The sequence below is a fragment of the Duganella flavida genome (genome assembly GCF_009857445.1).
Lineage (GTDB): Bacteria > Pseudomonadota > Gammaproteobacteria > Burkholderiales > Burkholderiaceae_D > Rugamonas > Rugamonas flavida.
This window is the reverse complement of the sequence record NZ_WWCN01000004.1, coordinates 372243-392632: the sequence shown is the minus strand read 5'-3', so window position 1 is coordinate 392632 and position 20390 is coordinate 372243. Positions and strand designations below refer to the sequence as shown.

Annotated in this window: 18 protein-coding genes; 11 read left to right on the top strand and 7 right to left on the bottom strand. The window is 63.2% G+C overall.

Going from position 1 to position 20390, the window contains the following annotated elements; translation table 11 throughout:
- Positions 1 to 18: 18 nt before the first annotated feature.
- Genes GTP46_RS08645 through GTP46_RS08605 form a run of 8 tightly spaced genes read left to right on the top strand, consistent with a single transcriptional unit; the run spans position 19 to position 8474 of the window.
- Complete coding sequence (locus GTP46_RS08645; RefSeq protein ID WP_161006203.1) at positions 19 to 1191, top strand: LLM class flavin-dependent oxidoreductase; 1173 nt, start codon at positions 19 to 21, stop codon at positions 1189 to 1191.
- Between the two features lie 2 nt (positions 1192 to 1193).
- Positions 1194 to 2222 (top strand): ABC transporter substrate-binding protein, encoded by a 1029-nt coding sequence (locus GTP46_RS08640; protein WP_229258850.1) that lies wholly within the window; start codon positions 1194 to 1196, stop codon positions 2220 to 2222.
- A 1-nt stretch (position 2223) separates the two neighbouring features.
- A complete protein-coding gene (locus GTP46_RS08635) occupies positions 2224 to 3258 on the top strand; it encodes an ABC transporter substrate-binding protein (RefSeq protein ID WP_161006201.1) in 1035 nt (344 codons plus the stop codon).
- A gap of 17 nt (positions 3259 to 3275) precedes the next feature.
- Positions 3276 to 4316, top strand: coding sequence for an ABC transporter substrate-binding protein (locus GTP46_RS08630; RefSeq protein ID WP_161006200.1), 1041 nt, complete (start codon positions 3276 to 3278; stop codon positions 4314 to 4316).
- The gene (locus GTP46_RS29425) at positions 4313 to 6259 is read left to right on the top strand and encodes an MFS transporter (RefSeq protein ID WP_202414190.1); all 1947 of its coding nucleotides are present in this window, start codon (positions 4313 to 4315) and stop codon (positions 6257 to 6259) included. The genes GTP46_RS08630 and GTP46_RS29425 overlap by 4 nt, the downstream gene beginning before the upstream one ends.
- Positions 6259 to 7011: an ABC transporter permease gene (locus GTP46_RS08615; RefSeq protein ID WP_161006199.1), complete on the top strand. Its 753-nt coding sequence runs from the start codon at positions 6259 to 6261 to the stop codon at positions 7009 to 7011. Before GTP46_RS29425 ends, GTP46_RS08615 begins: the two co-directional genes overlap by 1 nt.
- Before the next feature lie 13 nt (positions 7012 to 7024).
- A complete protein-coding gene (locus tag GTP46_RS08610; RefSeq protein ID WP_161006198.1) occupies positions 7025 to 7762 on the top strand; it encodes an ABC transporter ATP-binding protein in 738 nt (245 codons plus the stop codon).
- Between the two features lie 22 nt (positions 7763 to 7784).
- Complete coding sequence (locus GTP46_RS08605) at positions 7785 to 8474, top strand: class II aldolase/adducin family protein (protein WP_161006197.1); 690 nt, start codon at positions 7785 to 7787, stop codon at positions 8472 to 8474.
- A gap of 79 nt (positions 8475 to 8553) precedes the next feature.
- Here the strand turns inward: GTP46_RS08605 and GTP46_RS08600 are convergent, their stop codons facing one another.
- The 7 genes from GTP46_RS08600 to GTP46_RS08570 all read right to left on the bottom strand — a co-directional run bounded on the left by GTP46_RS08600 (position 8554) and on the right by GTP46_RS08570 (position 16761).
- Positions 8554 to 9498 (bottom strand): VOC family protein, encoded by a 945-nt coding sequence (locus GTP46_RS08600; protein ID WP_161006196.1) that lies wholly within the window; start codon positions 9496 to 9498, stop codon positions 8554 to 8556.
- 10 nt (positions 9499 to 9508) lie between these two features.
- A complete protein-coding gene (locus tag GTP46_RS08595; RefSeq protein WP_229258848.1) occupies positions 9509 to 11725 on the bottom strand; it encodes a TonB-dependent receptor in 2217 nt (738 codons plus the stop codon).
- Between the two features lie 181 nt (positions 11726 to 11906).
- Positions 11907 to 13064 (bottom strand): Gfo/Idh/MocA family protein, encoded by a 1158-nt coding sequence (locus GTP46_RS08590; RefSeq protein WP_161006195.1) that lies wholly within the window; start codon positions 13062 to 13064, stop codon positions 11907 to 11909.
- An 8-nt stretch (positions 13065 to 13072) separates the two neighbouring features.
- Positions 13073 to 14131 (bottom strand): sugar phosphate isomerase/epimerase family protein, encoded by a 1059-nt coding sequence (locus GTP46_RS08585; RefSeq protein ID WP_161006194.1) that lies wholly within the window; start codon positions 14129 to 14131, stop codon positions 13073 to 13075.
- Positions 14132 to 14139: 8 nt separating this feature from the next.
- The gene (locus tag GTP46_RS08580; RefSeq protein ID WP_161006193.1) at positions 14140 to 14517 is read right to left on the bottom strand and encodes a C-glycoside deglycosidase beta subunit domain-containing protein; all 378 of its coding nucleotides are present in this window, start codon (positions 14515 to 14517) and stop codon (positions 14140 to 14142) included.
- Positions 14518 to 14530: 13 nt separating this feature from the next.
- On the bottom strand, positions 14531 to 15520 hold the full coding sequence (locus GTP46_RS08575; protein ID WP_161006192.1) for a sugar phosphate isomerase/epimerase family protein: 990 nt from the start codon (positions 15518 to 15520) through the stop codon (positions 14531 to 14533).
- A gap of 23 nt (positions 15521 to 15543) precedes the next feature.
- Positions 15544 to 16761 carry an MFS transporter gene (locus GTP46_RS08570; RefSeq protein WP_161006191.1) on the bottom strand — a complete coding sequence of 406 codons (1218 nt, stop codon included), beginning with the start codon at positions 16759 to 16761 and terminating at the stop codon, positions 15544 to 15546.
- A 203-nt stretch (positions 16762 to 16964) separates the two neighbouring features.
- Here GTP46_RS08570 and GTP46_RS08565 point away from each other — a divergent pair, with 203 nt between their 5' ends.
- Genes GTP46_RS08565 through GTP46_RS08555 form a run of 3 tightly spaced genes read left to right on the top strand, consistent with a single transcriptional unit; the run spans position 16965 to position 20386 of the window.
- Positions 16965 to 17990, top strand: a complete 1026-nt coding sequence (locus tag GTP46_RS08565) for a LacI family DNA-binding transcriptional regulator (protein ID WP_202414189.1) — start codon at positions 16965 to 16967, stop codon at positions 17988 to 17990.
- 16 nt (positions 17991 to 18006) lie between these two features.
- Positions 18007 to 18921, top strand: coding sequence for a LysR family transcriptional regulator (locus tag GTP46_RS08560; protein WP_161006190.1), 915 nt, complete (start codon positions 18007 to 18009; stop codon positions 18919 to 18921).
- A 19-nt stretch (positions 18922 to 18940) separates the two neighbouring features.
- Positions 18941 to 20386, top strand: a complete 1446-nt coding sequence (locus GTP46_RS08555; RefSeq protein ID WP_161006189.1) for an MFS transporter — start codon at positions 18941 to 18943, stop codon at positions 20384 to 20386.
- Positions 20387 to 20390: the final 4 nt, after the last annotated feature.

Below are 20390 nucleotides of genomic sequence, written 5' to 3'. Positions count from 1 at the left end.
CACTATCAAGGAACACCTATGAGCATCGATTTCTTCTGGCGCCTGCCCATGCACGGCGATGGCCGCAAAGCCCACGACAAACACACCCGTGGCGAATGGAACAATTCCACCGGCACGCGCGTTGCTCCGCGCATCGACGACGATACTTTCGGCTACATCGACTACCTGTCGCAAGTGGCGCGCGCAGCCGAGATCAGCGGCTTCCACGGCGCGCTGATTCCGATCTTCCGTTTCACCGACGAACCGTGGATGGTGGCCGCTGCCTTGGCGCGCGAAACCCGCCGCCTGCGCCTGCTTATCGCGCTGCAACCGCACTTCATCCAGCCAGCCTACGCGGCGCAGATGGCCGCCAGCCTGCAGCGCATTTCGCGCGGCCGGGTTGAGTGGAACGTGATTTCCGGCGGCGATCCATCGGCGCAGCGTGGCTACGGCGATTTCAGCGCCCACGATGAACGCTACGCGCGCACCTCCGAATTCCTCGATGTGGTACGCGGCGTCAACGCCGGTGCGCCGTTCGATTATGAAGGCAAGCACTATCAGGTCCAAGGCGGCGGCCTGTTGGAACCGCTGGTACAGCAAGCCGTACCGCGCATCTGGCTGGCCGGCGCCAGCGATGCGTCGATGCAGGTGGCTTCCCGCCACGCCGACATTCACCTGACCTGGGGCGAACCGCTGGCCAAGCAGCGCGAAGTCATCGAAGCCACCCGCCGCGCTTTTGACGCCAAGGGCGTGGAGCGCGAAATCCGCTTCGGCATGCGCATCGATATCCTGGCGCGCGAGACCGAGGAGCAAGCCTGGGCCGACCTGCGCCGCATGCACGACACCGTCGACGAATCGACCCGTGAATTCGGCTTCGCCTCGCGCCGCAGCGCCAAGGGTGCGCCTTCCAGCGATTCGGTTGGCGCCCAGCGTCAGCAAAAACTCAGCGGCGGCGCCACCAACTTTGACGAACTGGTGGTCGGACAGAATGTGTGGGCCGGCATGTCAGCGATACGCGGCGGCCCTGGCTGCGTGCTGGTCGGCAGCCATGAACAGGTAGCCGAACGGCTGGCCGAGTATGTGGACATCGGCGTCTCCAGCTTTATCCTGGCCAGCAACGGCCACCTCGAAGAAGCCTACCGCGTCGGCGAAGAAGTGTTGCCGCTCGTGCCGCAGGCCGCGCGCCGCGCCGTCACCAAACAGGCAGCATGAACATGGATACGATCTGGTACACCCGCTGCCCGGTGCCGACACCGCTCGGCATCGCCGTGCAGGAAGGCTGGCTGGCGCGCGAATTCGCTGCTGATGGCATCACGCTCAAGTCGCTGCAGGATAACGTGGAAGCGGAAGTGCGCGAGTCGCATTTCGACCACCACCTCGCGCACTCGTTCCGCCAGGGCGGCAATATTCCCGCCATTTGGGCCCGCGCCAAAGGCCGAGATACGCGCGTGATCGGCCTATCGTGGACTGATGAATTCCAGGGCATTATCGCCCTGCCCGGCAGCGGCATCCGCACGCCGCGCGATTTGCTCGGTCGACGTCTCGGCCTGACGCGCCACGCGGTCAGCATCGACTTCAAGCGCGCCGCCGCGCTGAAGGCGTTCGAGACTGCGCTGGATCTGGAAGGCATCAGCCTGTCGCAAGTGGAGCTGGTGGACGTGCAGGATGCACCGCGCCTCGATACTTCACCAGATTACCCAAGCCCGTTTGGCGGCGAGCGTCGCCATCATTACGAAAGCGAAGTGGCGGCGCTGCTGCGCGGCGACGTCGACGCCATTTTCGTCAAGGGCGTGCTGGGGACGCAGGTGCTGCACATGCTGGCGGCGCAGTTGGTGATCGATCTCGGCGTGCATCCCGAACCGCTGGTCCGCAACGGCAACGGCACGCCGCGCACGCTGACTGTGGACGCGTCATTCATCGAGCAGCGCCCGGATCTGGTGACCCGCTTCCTCGGCCAGGTGGTGGCCGCCGGCCACTGGGCTGCCGCACATCCACGTGAAGCGGTGGCCTACATCGGCCGCGAGACCGACGCGTCGAGCGAATGGGTGCGCTACGGCTACGGCCAGAACGTGCACCAGCGCCTGCAAACCAATCTGGATGACAGCGCCATCGCCGGTCTGAAATCGTTCAAGGACTTCCTGCTGCGACATGGCTTCCTCGACGCGGATTTCAGCGTGGATGACTGGATCGACCCGGCGCCGCTGGCCGCCCTCGCCGCACAACATCAACGCACGGGAACCTGATATGAGCACCAACAACAATCCCGAAGCCATCTGGTACACCCGCTGCCCGGTGCCGACGCCGCTCGGCATCGCCGCCCATCTGGGCTGGCTGGACCAGGAATTTGGCGCCGACGGCATCCCGGTGGCGTCGCTACAAGATGACCGCAACGCCGCCGTGCGCGAGTCGCATATCGACCATACCCTGCGCCACTCGTTCCGTCAGGGCGGCAGCATTCCCGCGCTGTGGGCCAAGTCGCAAGGTGCGGCAACCAGCGTGATCGGACTGACCTGGCTGGATGAAGCGCAGCTGATCCTGACACTGCCGCAATCCGGCATCCGCACCGTGCGCGACCTGCGCGACCGCCGCATCGGCTTGCCGAGCCGGTCCGGCCAGCGCATTGACATTTTCCGGGCTGCCGCGCTGCGTGGCTTCCTCGGCGCGCTGTCCACCGAAGGACTGGGCGCGGCCGACGTGGAAACCGTGCTGGTGCCAGCCATCGATGTAGGCCGCACCGCCAGCGCCGCGCTGGGCGAGCACTTTGCCAACCCATCCAGCGTGACCAGCCGCTCGCTGTATGCGGCAGAAGTGGGCGCGCTGCTGCGCGGCGAGGTCGATGCCATCTACGCCAAAGGCTCGCTGGGGCTGGAGACGGCGCACCTGATCGGCGCTCGTGTGGTGATCGATATCGGCTTCCATCCGGATCCGCAGGTGCGCGTCAACAATGGCTCGCCGCGCCCGCTGACCGTGGATACGGCCTTCCTGCAAGCCCGTCCGGACCTGGTGCGGCGTTTTACGCAGCGCGTCAGTGCGGTAGGCGACTGGGGCCGCGAGCGTCCACTGGAAGTGCTCGACTTCCTCGGCCAGGAAACCGGCTCCACCCACGCCTGGCTGCACCTGGCCTACCGCGATGACGTCCATCGGCGGCTGGACACCGGCCTGGCGCCGGAAGCCATCAGCGCGCTGTCGCAGTTCAAGGACTTCCTGCTGGCCTGGGGCTTCCTGCCGCATGATTTCTCGGTGCCGGACTGGATCGACTACACGGTATTTGAAAAGTAACTAAGAAGGAAACCAGCATGTCCCTGATTCAACGCCTGTTTGCCGCCCTGCTGCTGACTGCCGCCACCTATGCCTGCGCCGCGCCGCAGGAAGTGCGGATTGCCGTGGTGTCCTACACCGCTGCCGGCAAGCGGAATTTCGCCGGCAGCGTCGGCATCATCAACCGCGAAGGGGAACTGGAGCGCGAGCTGGCCAAGCGCGGCGTCAAGCTGACGTGGGTGCCGGTGTCGACCGCTGCGGTCGGCCCGCAAATCAATGAGGCATTCTCCAACCGCAGCATTGACTTTGCGGCGTATGGCGACCTGCCCTCGGTAATCGTCAATGCCGCCAAGGTGCCGACCAAATTGCTGGTGCCGTCGGCCAGTTCCAACACCTATCTGGTGGTGCCGGCTAAATCGACCGTCACCAGCATCAAGGACCTGAAAGGCAAGCGCGTGGCCTTGATGCGTGGCCGGCCGTGGGAATACCCGTTCGTGAAACTGTTGCAGGCAAACGGCATGCAGCTATCGGACGTGCGCGTGGTGAACCTGAATCCGCAAGCCGGAGCGGCGGCCGTCAGTGCCGGCAGCGTAGATGCGTTCTTCACACTGTCTGATGCGTGGCTGCTGGTCGATAAAGGCCTGGCCAAAATCGTCTGGGACAGCAAGGCTGCGCCGCGTAGCTGGCAAATGCGCGCCGAACTGTGGGGCGACCAGGCCTTCGTGCAGGCCAATCCGGAATTGGCGCAGCTGGTGGTGGATGCCTTCGTCAAAAACGCGCGCTGGTCGTCGGATCCGACCAACAAGGAGGAAGTGATCCGTCTCGGCGCCAACGCCGGCCTGCCGGAAAGCGCCATCCGCCGCGACTACGACGCCACAGCAAATGACTGGAAGGAGCGCTCCTCACCGCTGTTCACGCCGGCGCTGGCCGACCATTACCGCGACCTTGCGGCCTATGCCAAGCAGTCGCGCCTGATTCCGGCAGAGGTGGACATCGTCTCCACGTTTGAGCCGCGCTTCGTGCAATCGGCGCTGCAGCGCTTCAAGCTTGAAGGCTATTGGACGGGTGCGACCAAGTGAATACCGCTGTGCTGCAACATCGCCTCAATAACGACAGCACGCGCTTTATTGTGCGCTTCGTGCTGCTGGCCATCGTCAGCGGCGCCACCATCGGCACGGCCAAGCTGGTTACTACGCTGTACGCGCTGGAGCAAGGCGCCACGGCGGCGCAGGTCGGCGTCATTTCGGCGATGGAGTCGCTCGGCATGGCGCTGCTGACGCTGCCGGCCGGTTTCCTCATTGCCCGCTTTGGCGCGCGTACGGTGTACGGGCTGGCCAGTATTGGGCCGCTGTTGCTGAACCTGCTGATCCCGCTGACCAGCGCGTGGTACTGGATCGCCCTCACCCAGTTGCTGATCGGCTTGTGCATCCCGTTCCGCGTGGTGTCGATGAACAGCGCCTTCCTCGGTGAATTGCAGCGCATCGGCGTCGCCAAGGCGGGCTGGTATCGCGCCGCGCTGCTGGTCGGCATGGGCTTGTGCGGACCGTTTGTCGCCAATGCGCTGTCCGGTACGCTGGGCTATGGCTGGAGCTTTGTGCTGGTCGCCGTCAGCTTCGGCGGCATGGCGCTGTTCGCGCAAACGTTTTTGCCAGATGAAGCGGCCGGTGGTTCTGGCGGCGCCGGGCCGGGCGCGCTGCGCGAAATCCGCGCCATGCTGTCCAGCGTGACTATTGCGGAAAGCTGCCTCGTTGAGTTTGTCGCCTCGGCCGCACGCGCATCGTATGCTGCCTTCACTGTGGTGATTGCGCTGCAAGTGCTTCATCTGAGCCAGGCGCAGGCCGTGCAACTGCTGATGATCGATGGCGTGGCCGCCGTGGCGGCGCTGCTGGGCCTCGGCTATCTGGTGCACGGCGTGCCGGTGTCGCGCCAGTATGCGGCCAGTGTGGTGCTGTCCATCACTGGGCTGACCGTGCTGGCCTATGCGGATGGCTTTGCCTCATTCGCACTAGGCGATGTGCTGCTCGGCATTGGCGCCTCATTGATCCACCTGGTCAACATGGAGCAATTGAGCCGCCATCCAGCCGCCAAAAGCAAAATTTCCAGCCTGTTCAACACCGCCTCAATGGCCGGTTCCTTCGGCGGCGCCATGCTGGGCAGCGCGCTCAGCGCGTGGATCGGTTTGCAGCAAGTGTTTTTAGCATGGATACCGGTGCTGCTGCTGGTGACGCTATTTTGCTGGGCGCGGCATCAAGGCACGGCCGCCAAACTGCTGCGCCGCCTGTTGACGCTGGGCCGCAGCCTACTGCCGGTACTGCTATTGCTAGCCACGTGGGAAGCGCTGGCGCAATCTGGCTGGATTCCCGTGCAAATGCTGCCGACGCCGCAAGCCGTGCTGCAAGCGGGCGTCGAGCTGTGGCAGAACGGCGAGCTGCAAGAGCATCTGCAACTGAGCCTGTCGCGCCTCGCCATCGGCTTTGGCACGGGTGCAGCGGGTGGCATCGCTTTCGGCATCGCACTGGCGCTGTCACGCAATGTGCGCGATTTCTGCCAGCCGCTGTTCGAGCTACTGCGTCACCTGCCGACGGTGGCGCTGGTGCCTGCCTTCATCCTGCTGTTCGGCGTCGATGAAACGCTGAAAATCCTGATCGTCGCCAAGGGCGTGTTCTTCACCGTGGCGGTGGCGGTGCGTGATGGCGTGCAGGACGTGCCGCGTGCCTGGTTCGAGGTTGGCACGCTGTACAAACTGTCACCGCTACGACTGCTGCGCAGCCTGGTGCTGCCGGCTGCCACACCAGCCATGCTGACCGGCCTGCGCACCGGCCTGGCACGCTCGTGGATGCTGCTGGTGCTAACCGAGCAGTTGGCCGCCGAGCAAGGCATCGGCCAACTGATGGAGTTTGGCCGGCAAATGTTCCGCATGGACCAGGTCCTGCTGTGCATCGTCCTGACCGCCACCATCGGCTACGCGCTGGACCGGCTATTGCAACTGATTGAGCAGCGCTTGCTGCGATGGAGAGCGTGATGAGCGCACGTTGGAAAGGATGGGTATTGCCGATCGCCCTGCTGGTGCTGTGGCAGTGGCAGGCACAACGTGGCGAGCTGTATGCCAGCATCTTCCCGTCACTGCAGCAAATCGCCGCCGGCGCAGCCGAACTGTGGAATAGCGGCGAACTGGCCGGCGCCGTCCACTCCAGCCTGCGCCGCGCGGTGCTGGGCTGGAGCAGCGGTGCGCTGGCCGGCATCGCCGTTGGCTTGCTGCTGGCGCTGTGCCGGCCGGTAGACTGGCTGTTTGGACCGCTGTTCAACGCGCTGCGGCAAGTGCCGCTGTTCGCGTGGATTCCGCTGGTCGGCCTGTGGCTGGGGCGCGATGAAACGGCGCGGCTGTTCATGGTGCAGCTCGCTGCATTCTACCCTTGCCTGCTGCACGCCTACGAAGGCGCGGCCAAGGTCGAGCGGCGCTACCTCGACGTCGCACAGGTACTGAAACTGTCGGCACGCACACGCATTCTCAAACTGGCGTTGCCGGCAGCGATGCCTTCGATTTTGTCCGGCGTATCGCAAGCGCTGGCGGTGGCGTGGATAGCCGCTGTCGCCAGCGAACTGCTGTTCGCCACCGGACCGGGCCTGGGCAACAGCATGCTCATGGCCGAAGCCGGTGCACGCATGGACCTGGTACTGGTCTGCGTCGCCCTGATCGGCGTGCTGGGCTACGCCATGAACTACGCCGCCAGCCGCGCCGGCGCTTACCTGCTGCGCTGGCGCGACAGCGTTTAAATCAAGGAACAATATGAGCCTGACGATCCAAAAATTGAGCAAGACATTCGGCCCGCGCAGGGTGCTGGACAACATCAACCTCGACATCCACGACGGCGAATTCGTCGCCATCGTCGGCAAAAGTGGTTGTGGCAAATCCACGCTGCTGCGGATTCTGGCAGGCCTCGACCGCGACTACACCGGTACGCTGCTGCACGACGGCGTACCTGTCGACGGCACCGATCTGCGGCGCGGCGTTGTGTTCCAGGATCACCGCCTGTACCCATGGCTGACCGTGGCCGACAACGTCGGCCTGGCGCTGGCCGAACTGCCGATCAGCGCCGCTGAGAAGCGCGCCCGCGTGATCGAGCGTCTGGCGAAGCTGGGCCTGCAAGACTACATCGATGCCTATCCCAAGGCTATCTCCGGCGGCATGGCGCAGCGCGTGGCGATTGCGCGCGCGCTGGTGAACCGGCCGCCCGTGCTGCTGCTGGACGAACCGTTCAGCGCACTGGACGCCATCACGCGCGGTCGCCTGCAACAAGAATTGCTGGCCCTGTGGCGCGATGAGGGCCTGACGGTAGTCATCGTCACCCACGACATCGAGGAAGCGGCGCTGCTGGCGCAACGCGTGGTGGTGCTGGACCAGCATGTCAAGCGTCTGCAGCCAATCGACCTGCCGCATCCGCGACGCCGCAGCGACCCCGCCTTCGGCCTGCTGCACGACCGCCTGCTGGCTGATTTTCACGACGACCTGGCGCACGCCGCCTGACATTTTTTATTGAAGGAGCATCATGACCGACCTCGCCATTCCCGCAGCCGAAGCGCTGCAAGCCACTGTCGACGCCATCAGCGCCGAATTCGCCCACGCCAACCGCGTGCTGAAAGAAACGCGCACCCTGTCCGCCACCAACACCTTCCAGGCCATCGTCCGCGTGCCGGGGCAAGAACTGCTGGTGGTGCTGTCGGGCGCCGATCCGTTCAGCCACGAGCAGCAGGTGAAAGCCGGCGTGCTGGCCTTTGACGGCAGCGTGGTGCAAGGACCGCCGCGCGCCGCAGCCGGCGGCGGACGCTATATCGAAGTATTCAAGCACCGCCCGGAAGTGGGCGCCGTGATTCACGTCCACACGCCCTACCTCGGCGCTTGGGCCGGCACCCACCGCGAACTGCCAATCCGCTACGCCCCGGCGCAGCGCTTCACCCAGATCCGCTCCGTGCCCAACTACATCGACCGTCGTCCGACCGAAGCGAGCTTCATCCTCGACCGGCTGGCCGAAGACGCCAGCCACTTCGCCATCCTCGAAGCCAACGGCGGCTCGACCTTCTGGGGCGCCAGCGTGACGGAAGTCGCAAAAAACATTCTGCTATTCGAAGAAGCGGCTTATTTCACCGCGCTGGCAGAAACCATCGGCGGCTCGAAAGAATTTGGCCCCGGCGTGCTGGAGCAGCAATGGGCGCTGGGCCGGGCTTTCAAGGCAGGCTAAGCGGCTTCATCCAGGCTTGACGCGCGCCCCGGAACGGCTCTTCCGTGTTTGACCTTGGGCGCGCGCAAACAGCATGAAGCTACGCCGCCGCGCCAGGTGGCGGGCCGCCCGGCGCCCATTTTTCCCGCGACTGGAACAGGAATAGCTGCGAAGCATCTGCGCTCATCGGCGCCTGTCGCGCCACCCAGGCCTCATCGTGCAGGTCCATGTCGGCATCGTACTCGACGTGGCAGCCGAGCGGACTGTTGAAGTACCAGAACCAGTTGGAACCGAACTTGTGACGGCCCGGCCCCCAGAACGACTGATAGCCCTTGTTGACGAAACGCGTGCCGGCCAGCAGCACTTCAGTCGGCCCGCCCATGTGGAAGGTAAAGTGCTCGCAGCCTTTCATGAACGGTGGCGTCTGGATCAGGAATAACGTGTGGTGGTCGTCGGTGCCGGCCGGTTTGAGGAACGGGCCGGCGCCCAGCAGCCGGTCGGTGCAGCGGAAGCCCAGGCGTTCATTGTAGAACGCCTCAGCCTTGGCCGCATCCGGCACGAAGTACACCACATGCGACAGCGAACGCGGTTTCGCTTCCACCACTTCATCCACCGCCGGCACGTTCAGTGGGCGACGCAAGCTGGCGCCCGGCGCATTGACTGCTTCGGCGCGCAGGTCGAGCGCCTTGCGCACGGTGATCTGGAAGCCCAGTACAAAGCCCATATCATCCAGCGCTTCGATGCTGCCGTCGTCCAGTTTGCGCACTTCGCGGTCGCGTCGCAACTCCGCCGCAATCGCGTCCAGCGCGCGCTGGTCAGCCACGCCGTAGACGGTCTTGCGCAGCATGCTGGCGGTGCCCAGCGACGGCGGCAGGCCGGCGCTGTCCTTGTGGGCGATGATGATGGCGGTGCCGTCCAGCGCTTCGAAGCGGCCGCCGTCGGCCGTCACGCCAACAGGCGTCAGGCCGTAGTCGGTCAGGTACTGCGCGCAGGAGCCGACATCATCGACGCCGAAAATGAGCGCGTCAGGTCCAATGATATTCATGCGCGGGTCCTTAGAAGTTGTAGCCGGCGCGGAGGCCGAAGGTCCGTGGATCGCTGATAAAGAAAGCGCCAGGCACACGGCTTTGCAGCGTGATTTCATCCTCGATGTTCTTGACGAACAGCTGCACGTTCCATTTGCCATCCGAACTGTCATAGCCGATCGATGCATCGGACTTGCGGAAGGAAGGCTGGCGATAACGGACATCCAGCGTCGGATCGCTCAGGTAGTAGGAAGTCGAGTGGCGGGTCGACAGCGTGGCCGCGATCTCGGCGCCATTCTCCAGCAGGAAGCGATGGGTGTAGCCAAGGCCGATGGTGGTGCTAGGTGCGCGGTCCAGCTTGCGGCCCGAATAGTCGATGGTGGTGCTTGGGTGGTAATCCTTGAAGTGCGCATCGGTGAAGGCGGCGGTCGCGCGGAACTCGCCGCCTGTGCCCACTTTCAGCTTGCTCTCGATTTCCAGGCCGTTCACCACCGAGTTGGCAGCATTGCTGGTGAACGAGTGGCAGGTTGCCGGATCGTTGGTGCGGCAGGTGGTGATGGTCAGCTGCTGGTTTTTGTAATCGTAGTGGAAGACGTTGGCCGACACTTGCAGGTGATTCTCGAAGAAGCGGCCCTTGACGCCTGCCTCGAAGGACTTCAGCGTCTCCGGCTGGTACACGCCGGTATCGGCTTCCGCATTGAAGCCGCCGGACTTGTAGCCGGTCGATACGCTGGCATACAGCATCACGTTGCGCATCAGGTCATGGTCAATACCGACCTTCCAGCTGGTGTTGTTGAAGCTGACGTCCTGCGCATACGCCTTGCTGCTGGTGGTAGCCGGCGGCACGGCAGCTTCGCCACTCAACGGATCGTAGCCGGACTTGCGGTCCTGGGTGTAACGCAGGCCGGCAGTCACACGGGTGTCGTCGCGCAGCGAATAAGTGGCCTGGCCGAATGCCGCTTTCGATTTGTTGTTGATCGACGCCAGGAACGGCAGGTTCACCACGAAGGAGCCGAATGGCGCCGTGATGTAGGTGTTGTATTCGGAATGCCGGAAGTTGTCTTCATCGAAGTGGTACACGCCGGCGACCCAGCGTAACGGGCCGGTCCCGGTGGAGTTAAAACGCAATTCGTTCGACACTGCCTTGCTGTCGCCATTGATGAAATTAGCGAACGGGAAGCCGAAGTAGACGCCGTTGTTCAACTGGTCGGTGTGCATGCGCATTTGCGCCAGCTGGTAAGTCAGCTCGGTCTCACCCAGCTTGGTCTTGAATTCCGCGCGCAGCGAGTTGGCGTAGTTGTCGCGGTGCTGGTTGAGATCCTGCTTGAATTCCCAGGCGGCGGTGCGTTGGGCGTCGCTGCCGCGATCCACGTACACAGGATTCAGCAGGTCGTTGCCGCGGCCCGGCGCGGTGAACGGCAAGGTGCCGGTCGGCGTACCTGAGAAGAAGTTGGTCAGCGGGACCGGCGACACGCCCGCGCCGCCGATGTCATTGTGTTCGACCGTCAGCAACAGGCTGGTGTCGGGCGTGAAGTTGCCCAGCAAGTGCAGGCGCGCCGATTTGTCGTCCTGGCTTTCCAACGGAATGTGGTTAGGACCCGGATTGAGGAAGGTGTCGTGCTTGTTGCCGTTGACGGCAGCGCGGAAGGCCCACACATCACCCAGCGGGATATTCAGCACAGCGTCGTAGCGGCGCGTGTTGAAGTTACCCAGCTCGATGCCTACCTTGCCTTCCAGCTTGCGGGTCGGCTTGTTGGTAATCAGGTTGATCGCGCCGGCGGTGGCGTTACGGCCGTACAGCGTGCCCTGTGGGCCGCGCAGCACTTCAATCCGATCCAGGTCGTAGAACGCCACCGCCTGCGCTTCGTAACGCGGCACGTAGGCGCCGTCGACGTGGAAGGCAGCCGATGGATCGCCCTTCTCGGTCATATCGAGGCTGGTAACGCCGCGGATCGATACTTGCAGCATGCCGCTTTCCTGGCCGATTTCAACGTTGGGCAAAGTGGCTGCCAACGCGCGCGGATCGACGGTGCCGGCGTTTTTCAAATCCTCGCCGGTGATCACCGACAGCGCCAGCGGGGTCTTGCTGGCTGGTTGCGCGATCTTCTGCGCGGTGATGATCACTTCAGTCAGGCCGCCGTCCTTCTGTGCATCGCCTTCGGCGGCAACGGCCACCGTGGCAATCGAAAGCGAGCCAATGGCAATAAGGGCTTGGGCGATGGAAGTCAGTTTTGGATTGTTCATCATGGTCTCCTAAAGATTTTTAGTTTGTAGGAAAATGATAGGCGCTTTCCCGTTTTTTCCTGAAGCTTGTTATTTGGATAGCTAGCATTCGCGCGCCGAATAGCAGGCCGCTTGGAAAACGGTTTGACGAATAAAAAAGCCCCGCCTGCGGGACAGGCGGGGCTAACGGCGGACGCTTTTACAATCAGGGGAGACTGACCCAGGCGCCGCCGGAGAGAGATGAAGCTTGTACGGTTTCAATGAATTGCACCCCGCGCACGCCATCGGCAATGGTAGGGAATTGCGCTGCGCCGGGATCACCACCGTCGCGCCGCGCCAACAAATGACTGGCGATTTCGCTATACAGCGCGCCGAATGCATCGACATAACCTTCCGGATGCCCGGCCGGTACGCGGCTGGTGCGCGCACCGGCTGCGTTCATGGCAGCGCTGCCGCGTGTGATGATGCGAGTCGGCTCGCCCAGCGGCGTCCATTTCAATTCATTGGGCTGCTCCTGCACCCACTCGATGCCGCCTGCGCTGCCGACCACGCGGATACGTAGGTCGTTGGTGCAGCCGACGGCGACCTGGCTGGCCCACAACAAGCCACGCGCACCGCCTTCGTAACGCAGCAACACCTGCACATCATCGTCGATAGCGCGGCCCGGCACAAAGGAGCTTAGTTGCGCCGCCAGCGAATCAAGCTTCAAGCCGGTGATGAAGTCCGCTAGCTGCCACGCGTGCGAACCGATATCACCAATCGCGCCACCGCCAGCCTTGGCGGGATCGGTACGCCATGCGGCCTGTTTGTGACCGCCCTGCTCCAGCGGCGCCGCCAGCCAGTCTTGCGCGTACTGCACTTGCACCACGCGAATGGTGCCGAGCGCTCCTTCGCGCACCATCTGCTGCGCATGGCGCACCAGCGGATAGGCGGAATAGTTATGGGTGACGGCGAACAGCAGGCCGCGCTCCTTGGCCAGCGCTTGCAACATCAGCGCATCGGCGCTGGTGGTAGTCACCGGCTTATCGCAAATAACGTGAATGCCCGCTTCCAGGAAGACGCGCGCCACCGGTGCGTGCATATGGTTTGGCGTGACGATGACGACAGCTTCTATGCCGTCCTCGCGCGCCGCTTCGGCTTGCGCCATCTGCTTGTAATTGTCGTAGATGCGTTCCGGGTCCAGGCCTAGCGCGCGCCCTGAACGCTGCGACGCTTCAGCGCTGGACGACAGCGCGCCGGCCAGCAGTTCATACCGGTCGTCGAAGCGCGCGGCGTGGCGGTGCACGGCGCCGATAAAGGCGCCCTCGCCGCCACCCACCATGCCCAGCCGGATGCGGCCGGGGAAAATCGTCGCTTGTTCCATCTGTTCTCCTAAGCGATGCCCAGCATGCGCAGGTTGCGCTGCGGGTCTGCGCCGCTGCCGGCAAAGTCGTCGAAGGCTTTGTCGGTAACGCGGATGATGTGGTCACGGATAAAGGCCACGCCTTCGGCCGCGCCCTGCTCCGGATGCTTCAGGCAGCACTCCCATTCCAGCACCGCCCAGCCTTTGAAGCCATACTGCGCGAACTTGGAGAAGATGGCCTTGAAGTCGACCTGCCCGTCGCCGAGCGAACGGAAACGGCCGGCGCGGTCCACCCATGACTGGTAGCCGGAGTACACGCCCTGGCGCGCATCGGGACGGAACTCGGCGTCCTTGACGTGCATGACCTTGATGCGGTCATGATAACGGTCGATGAAGCCAAGGTAATCCAGTTGCTGCAACAGGAAGTGCGATGGGTCGTAGGCAATCGACAAGCGTGGATGATGGTCCACCCGTTCCAGCAGCATCTCGAAGGTGGCGCCGTCGAACAAGTCTTCGCCAGGATGCAGCTCAAAGGCCAGGTCCACGCCCGCCTCGTCGTAAGCGTCGAGGATGGGGCGCCAGCGGCGCGCCAGTTCGTCGAAGGCCGATTCAATCAGGCCCGCAGGCCGCTGCGGCCACGGATAAACGAAGGGCCAGGCCAGCGCACCGGGAAAGCTGATGGAGGCATCCAGCCCGAGGTTGGCCGAAGCCTTGGCCGCCAACAGCATCTGCTGCACTGCCCACTGCTGGCGCGCCGCAGGCTTACCGCGCAGCGCCACCGGCGCGAAGCCGTCGAAGGCTTCATCGTAAGCTGGATGGACGGCCACCAACTGCCCTTGCAGGTGCGTACTCAGTTCCGTGATCTCAACGCCGTTCTGGCGCGCCACGCCTTGCAGCTCCTCGCAATAGGTCTTGCTCTCCGCCGCCAGCGCCAGGTCGAACAGACGCTCGTCGTTGGAAGGCACCTGCACGCCGCGATAACCGAGATCCCCGGCCCAGCGCGTGATGGCATCCCAGCTGTTGAACGGTGCGGTATCGCCCGCAAACTGCGCAAGGAAGATTGCAGGCCCCTTGATGGTGGTCGTCATATTGATCCTCAGCCTGCGATGTTGGCAGTAACGGTGCAGCTGGTGACGGGGCTCCACGGCAGATAGGATATGCGCAGTTGCACCGACGCCGTTACTGTGTGCTCGCCAGCCGGCAGGCCGCCCGCTTGCAGCACTGAGATCTCGGCCACTTCGCCGAACTCCCAGCGTTCGTCATAGGTGGTTTCCACTTCGTCCAGCGTGCGGGTAACGCCGCGCACCGTGAAGCGCACGTTCTCGCGCGGTACTTTTTCGCCGTCCAAGGTCAGCGCCACGTCTTCCACTGCCGACAGGATCTGGCCGCGATAGTAAGGCAGGCGTGCGCCCAGGCGCCAACCGCCCTCGATGTTTTCCACGCTGCCTGGATAAATAATGTGTTTGTCGTACATGCTATGGCTCCTTTTATACTTCGCCCAACAGGCGCTTGAACATCTCTTGCTGGCGGCGTACCGGCTCGGCGCCATCCACTTCAAAGGCGTCTTCGATATGGCGCTGGCCTTCGTACTCGCTCGACAGGTGGCCGTCGTAGCCGCCTTCGATCAGCACCGGAATGATTTCCTCGTACGGAATCGCTGGCTCCTTGCCGCTGTCGTCAATCTCGTAAAACTTGGCATGGATGTTGAAGATCCATGGCATGAACTCCAGCATGCGGCGCGGATTGCTCCAGATGTTGTGGCGCAGGGTTTCGGCCATTTGCAGGTCAACCGCGTTGCCGCCCATCTTGCGCACGTCCATCAGCACGTAGTCGGCCAGCACGCGTGCAGCATGCGCTTCGAGGATGAATTCAACGATCTTCGGCGTAGCGCCGTTGCGCAGGAAGCGGTCGCGGAATACGGGGGGATAGTTTTTGGTGTACATGCCCATATCCGGCACGTAGCCTACGTGATCGGAACCGGTGGCGCGCGTCAGTTCGGTGTAGCGCAGGATCCACGGGTGGTCGAAGTGAAATGGCGAGTGGACCTCGATCCCCATGCGCACATCCAGCTGTTCTGCCAGCGGCACGCAGGCCACCACCACTTCCGGCGGCGTGTTGACGATGACGCGCACATTGCGGCAACCGAGCTTCTTGGCGAAGTGCAGGTCGCGCTTGAGCGATGCCACCATCTCCTCGAAATTCAGCTTGCGGTCCTTGTACAGCTTCACGTCCAGGAACATGTCGTGGCATTGGGCGTAAGCACCGTGGCGTTCGAGCGACGCGAACCAGCCGTCGATCTGCGCCTGCGGCACGTTGGGGAAGCCGGTGAACGATTGTTCGCTGACCACTTCGATACCGCGCGCGCCAAGGCCGGCAGCGTGGGCGATACAGTCGTCTAGGGTCATCTTGCGCAGGAAAGTCTCGTACTGATAGCTGTACAGGGAGACACCGCGCTTGATGCTGTGCTGTTTATTCATGCTTTAAACCTCAGGTTGAGTAATTAGAGTGCGACGCTGGAAGGCGACGCGGGAGCACGCCAGCGCAGCAGGCATGCCAGCAACGCGCAGACGGCGGCGATCACACCGAAGGCGACAAACGCGCCTTGCAGGTTGCCGACCGCGCCGCGCATCAGGTTGACCACGGCCGGCGACAGGAACTGCGCCACGAAGAAGGAGCTGGCCCACCAGCCCATGCCGCGGCCGCGATGTTCGAACGAGAATTTGCTCTGCGCCCAGGCGATCAAAGCCGGCACGATCAGGCCATTGGCCAGCTGCTGCACGAAGGCGAAGGCCAGCGCCACTTTGTAGTCCGGCGCCATGCCGATGCCGCCCAAGCCAATCGCGTAGCCGAGGAACACCAGGAAAATTTGCGTGCCGGAGCCAAAGCGCGTGGTGAATTTGAACAGCACCGCGCCGATAGGTACGCCGATGCTGGGGATGGCCATGCTCAGACCTATCGATTTCGGATCACCCACGCCCAGCTCTTTCAGCAGCAGCGAGAAGTTAATCACCTGGACGTAATAGATGGTCGACAGGATTACGGTCACGCCGCACACCACCAGGGCAGCCATGTAAGGAAATGGCGTGGACTGCGCCGGCGCGCTGCCCGCTGCGGCATTGCGCTTGCTGCGCGACTCAGGCTCGAACAGGAAGGCCAGGCTGGCCAGCAGGATCGGGATCGCCACCGCATAGACAAGGAAGGGATATTGCCAGCCCTGCGCAGCCAGGAAGCCGGAACTGGCGATGGTCACAGTACCCAGCACCGAGCCGACCACGCCCTGTATCATCAGCCAGCGATGGCGCTCCTGCTCTTCGAAGTAGTCAGCCAGCAGGGTGTTCACCACGGTCAGCACGCCAGCCTCGCCGATGCCGATCACCACGCGCCCCGCCACCACGGCCCAGAAGTTATCGATCAAGAAGGGCATCAAACCACCACCACCATAAAACGCCATCGCCCATAACAGCAGTCGGCGACGGCCGAAGCGGTCGGCAATCACGCCGGCGGCCGGCGCGAACAAGGCGATACAGGCGCTAGGTGCAGTAATTAACAGCGGCACCATCAGCTTGGCGTTAGGTACATCGTGGAAGTGGGCCAGCAGCGTGGGCAAGGTTGGTGCCAGCGCGATGATCGCCATCACCGGCAAGAAGCCGGAAAATACCAGAATCCAGCCCTGGCGCCAGTCTGCCTTCCGGCGTGCCGGAAATTCGGAACTATGCATTACTTGTCTCTTTTATTGTCGTTTGCCTGTCTCTCGCAGGAAAATCAGTACACGGAAAAATGATAACGCTTTCCCGGCTTGCGCTCCACCGATAAATCTCCTTGTACAAGGCTTTTTATCGATATGTCGTATCCATATCTTGAATACCTCGGCGGCACACTATTTACGGTATATTAGGAAAAACTTTTCCCAACTTTCCATCAATGCCATCTAAAACCACCAAAATTCGCAGCAAACCCGCCACCACTGCCTCAATTTCCGCCGTGGCCGAACGCGCGGGCGTGTCCATCGCCACCGTGTCGCGGGTGCTGAACGGTACCAAAGCGGTCAACGCCGACACGCGCGAGCGTGTGGAAAGCGCGGTCGATGCGCTGGGCTACCGCGCCAACGCGCTGGCACGTAGCCTGATGCGCGGGGAAACGCGCCTGTTATTAGTGCTGGTACCCGACTTCGCCAACCCCTACTTCGCCGAAATCGTCAAAGGCGTGGAGTCGGTCACGCGCACCAACGGCTATGGACTGGTGATTGCAGAAGCCTCGCAGACGCTGTCGCGCGACAGCGCGGCGCTGGATTCGCTATACAACCGGCTGGCCGATGGCGTTATCAGCCTGGCGCGCTTCGCCGATCTCAAGCCGCTGCTGCAGGAGATTCCCGATTTGCCGTGGGTGGCGTGCTCGGAGTTCGTGGAAGACAGCGATGTACCAAGCGTCAGCATCGACCATCGCCAGGCCGCCATCGACGCAGTCCAGTACCTGCTCAATCGCGGCCATAAACGCATCGCACTGTTGAGCGCCAGTGAAGACTATCGCTGGGCGCGGCAACGCCACGAAGGTTATGAATACGCGCTGCAGCGAGCTGGCATTGCGATCGAGCCGCAACTGGTGCGGGTAGCGCGCGGCACCGATTACATCCACGGCATGGAAGCCGCCGGCACGCTGCTGGCGATGGAGCATCCGCCGACCGCCGTCTTTGCGGTGGCCGACACGCTGGCCATCGGCGCCATCAAGGCCTTCCGCCGCGTCGGTCGCCGCGTGCCGGAAGATGTAGCGGTGCTGGGTTTTGACGATATCCCGGTGGCGCAGGTGTTCGAACCGGCGCTGACCACCATTGCGCAGCCGGTGCGCGAACTGGGTGCAGCAGCAGCAGAACTGCTGCTCAAGCGCCTGGCCGGCGGCACGGCCGAATCGCGCACGCTGGATCATGCACTGATCGTGCGCCAGTCGGCATAACGCTTGCGGAGCAGCCATGCGTTTCAACAAACTCGATTTGAATTTGCTGGTGGCGCTCAATGCGCTGCTGGCCGAACGCAATATCAGCCGCGCGGCTGAAAAGCTTTACCTGAGCCAGCCCGCCACCAGCGGCGCCCTTTCCCGCTTGCGGGCCTACTTCGAGGACGAGCTACTGATACCATCGGGACGCCAGCTGCTGCTGACGCCACGTGCCAAGGAGCTGGTGGAGCCGGTGCGCGAAGTGCTGATGCGGATTGGCACGACCATCGCCGCACAGCCGCAGTTCGATCCGGCCGCCGAGACGCGCGTGTTCACGCTGCTGGTCTCCGACTACACCACGGCGGTGCTGATCCCGCCGCTGTTGGCGGAGCTGTATCGCGAAGCGCCCAACCTGCGCATCCACCTGCGCGACCAATCCGACCGGCCCGGCGAAGTGCTGGAACAGGGTGAAGCAGATTTCCTGGTGATTCCCTCGCAGTACACCGCCAAGGATCACCCATCCGCAGCACTATTTGAAGAGGACTATCTGTGCGTCACTTGGGAAGGCAACACGCGCGTGCACGAACGGCTGACGTTTGACGACTATCTGGCTTGCGGCCATGTCATCGCCACGTTCGCCAATCACAGCACGTCGTCGCTGCCCACATTTGACGGCTGGTTCATGGAAAGCTTCGACGTCAAGCGCCGGGTGGAAGTAACCGCGCCCACCATGAGCGCCCTGCCCGCGCTGGTGATCGGCACCGACCGCATCGCCACCGTGCATCGGCGGATTGCGCTGCGGGCGTTGGAGACCTTGCCAGTCAAGGTGTGGGAACCGCCGCCACGCATACCGCGTCTGGTGCAGATGCTGCAATGGCATAAGCACCGCAGCAACGATCCGGCCCTGAGCTGGATCCGCGAAAAAATCATCAAGACCGCCGCCGGCGTCTAATTTCAATTAAAGGAAAAATATGCACCAAGCCGTTCCCGGAGCGGAGGGCAGCGCTTACGCTGCCGCAGCCTCATTTACGCCACGCCGCCGCCTGTTGGCGTTAGTCGCCGTCGCGCTGGCGTTTGTCATGGATTTACTGGATACCACCATCGTCAATGTCGCCATACCGTCCATCGGCTCCACGCTGGGCGCCGGCCGCGCGGCGCTGGAGTGGATCATCGCTGGCTATGCCATGGCGTTTGCGGTACTGCTCATCGTCGGTGGACGACTGGGCGACAGCCAGGGTTATCGCCGCATGTTCCTGCTCGGGATTGCGCTGTTCACAATCACCTCGATGGCATGCGGCCTGGCGCCGGATGCGCTCACGCTGCAAATAGCGCGCGTGCTGCAGGGCGCCAGCGCAGCGCTGATGGTGCCGCAGGTGATGGCGCTGGTGCAGGTCATGTATCCGCCCGAGCAGCGCTACAAGGTGTACACCGTGTTTGGCTTCCTCGGCGGCTTCTCGGCGGCGCTGGGCCCTATTGTCGGCGGTCTGCTGATCGACGCCAACTGGTTCGGCCTTGGCTGGCGCCTGACCTTCTTGATTAACCTGCCGATCGGCCTATTCAGCCTGTTCGCCGGCCTGCGCCTGCTGCCGCCGGGGCGCGGCGTCAATGCAGTAAAGGTAGACGTTCCCGGCGCAGCATTGTCGGTGCTGCTGCTCTTCATGCTGCTGGCGCCATTGATCGAAGGCCCGGCGCGCGGATGGCCGCCGGCGCTGATCGTCGCACTGGCCGCCAGCATTCCGCTGGCCTGGGCCACGGTCCGCTATCTCGCGTGGCGACAGGCCGCGCGCAGCGACGCCCTGGTGCCGCTGTCGCTGTTCACCCGGAAGAAGGTTGCGCTGGGTCTCGCGTGTACACTGACCATCAACCCGCTGCTGCCAGGCTACCTGCTGGTGATGACCTTCGTGCTACAAACGGGCATAGGCCTGAGTGCATCGCAGATGGCTTACGCTTGCGCGCCCATCGCCTTCGGTGCAATGGCCGCCATCACTATGATGGGGCCAAGGCTATTCAAGCTGTTGGGCGTGCGCGTGATAATGGTGGGATTGAGCGTGACCACCATCAGCCTTTGTTTGGCTGGATGGTCGGTACACGGCGGTGTGCTGCAATACTGGCCGCTGCTGGCCGCGCAATTCGGCATGGGGCTGGGCATGGGCTTGTGCGGTCCGCAGCTATCCAACGCCACTTTGCAGGATGTGCCGATGTCGGAGGCTGGCGTGGCAGCAGGCTTGCTGACGGCGGTACAGCAGATCGCCGCAGCATTGGGGGTGGCGCTGGCCGGGCTGGTATTTTTCCACAGCCAGGTCTCGCAATATGCCCAAGCCTACCTAAAGGTGCTGCCACTGTTTGGCGTGCTGATATTGGTCGCCCTGGTCTGCGCCCACCAACTGGCGAAAGTCATGGATAAAAACCGGCGATAAGGAA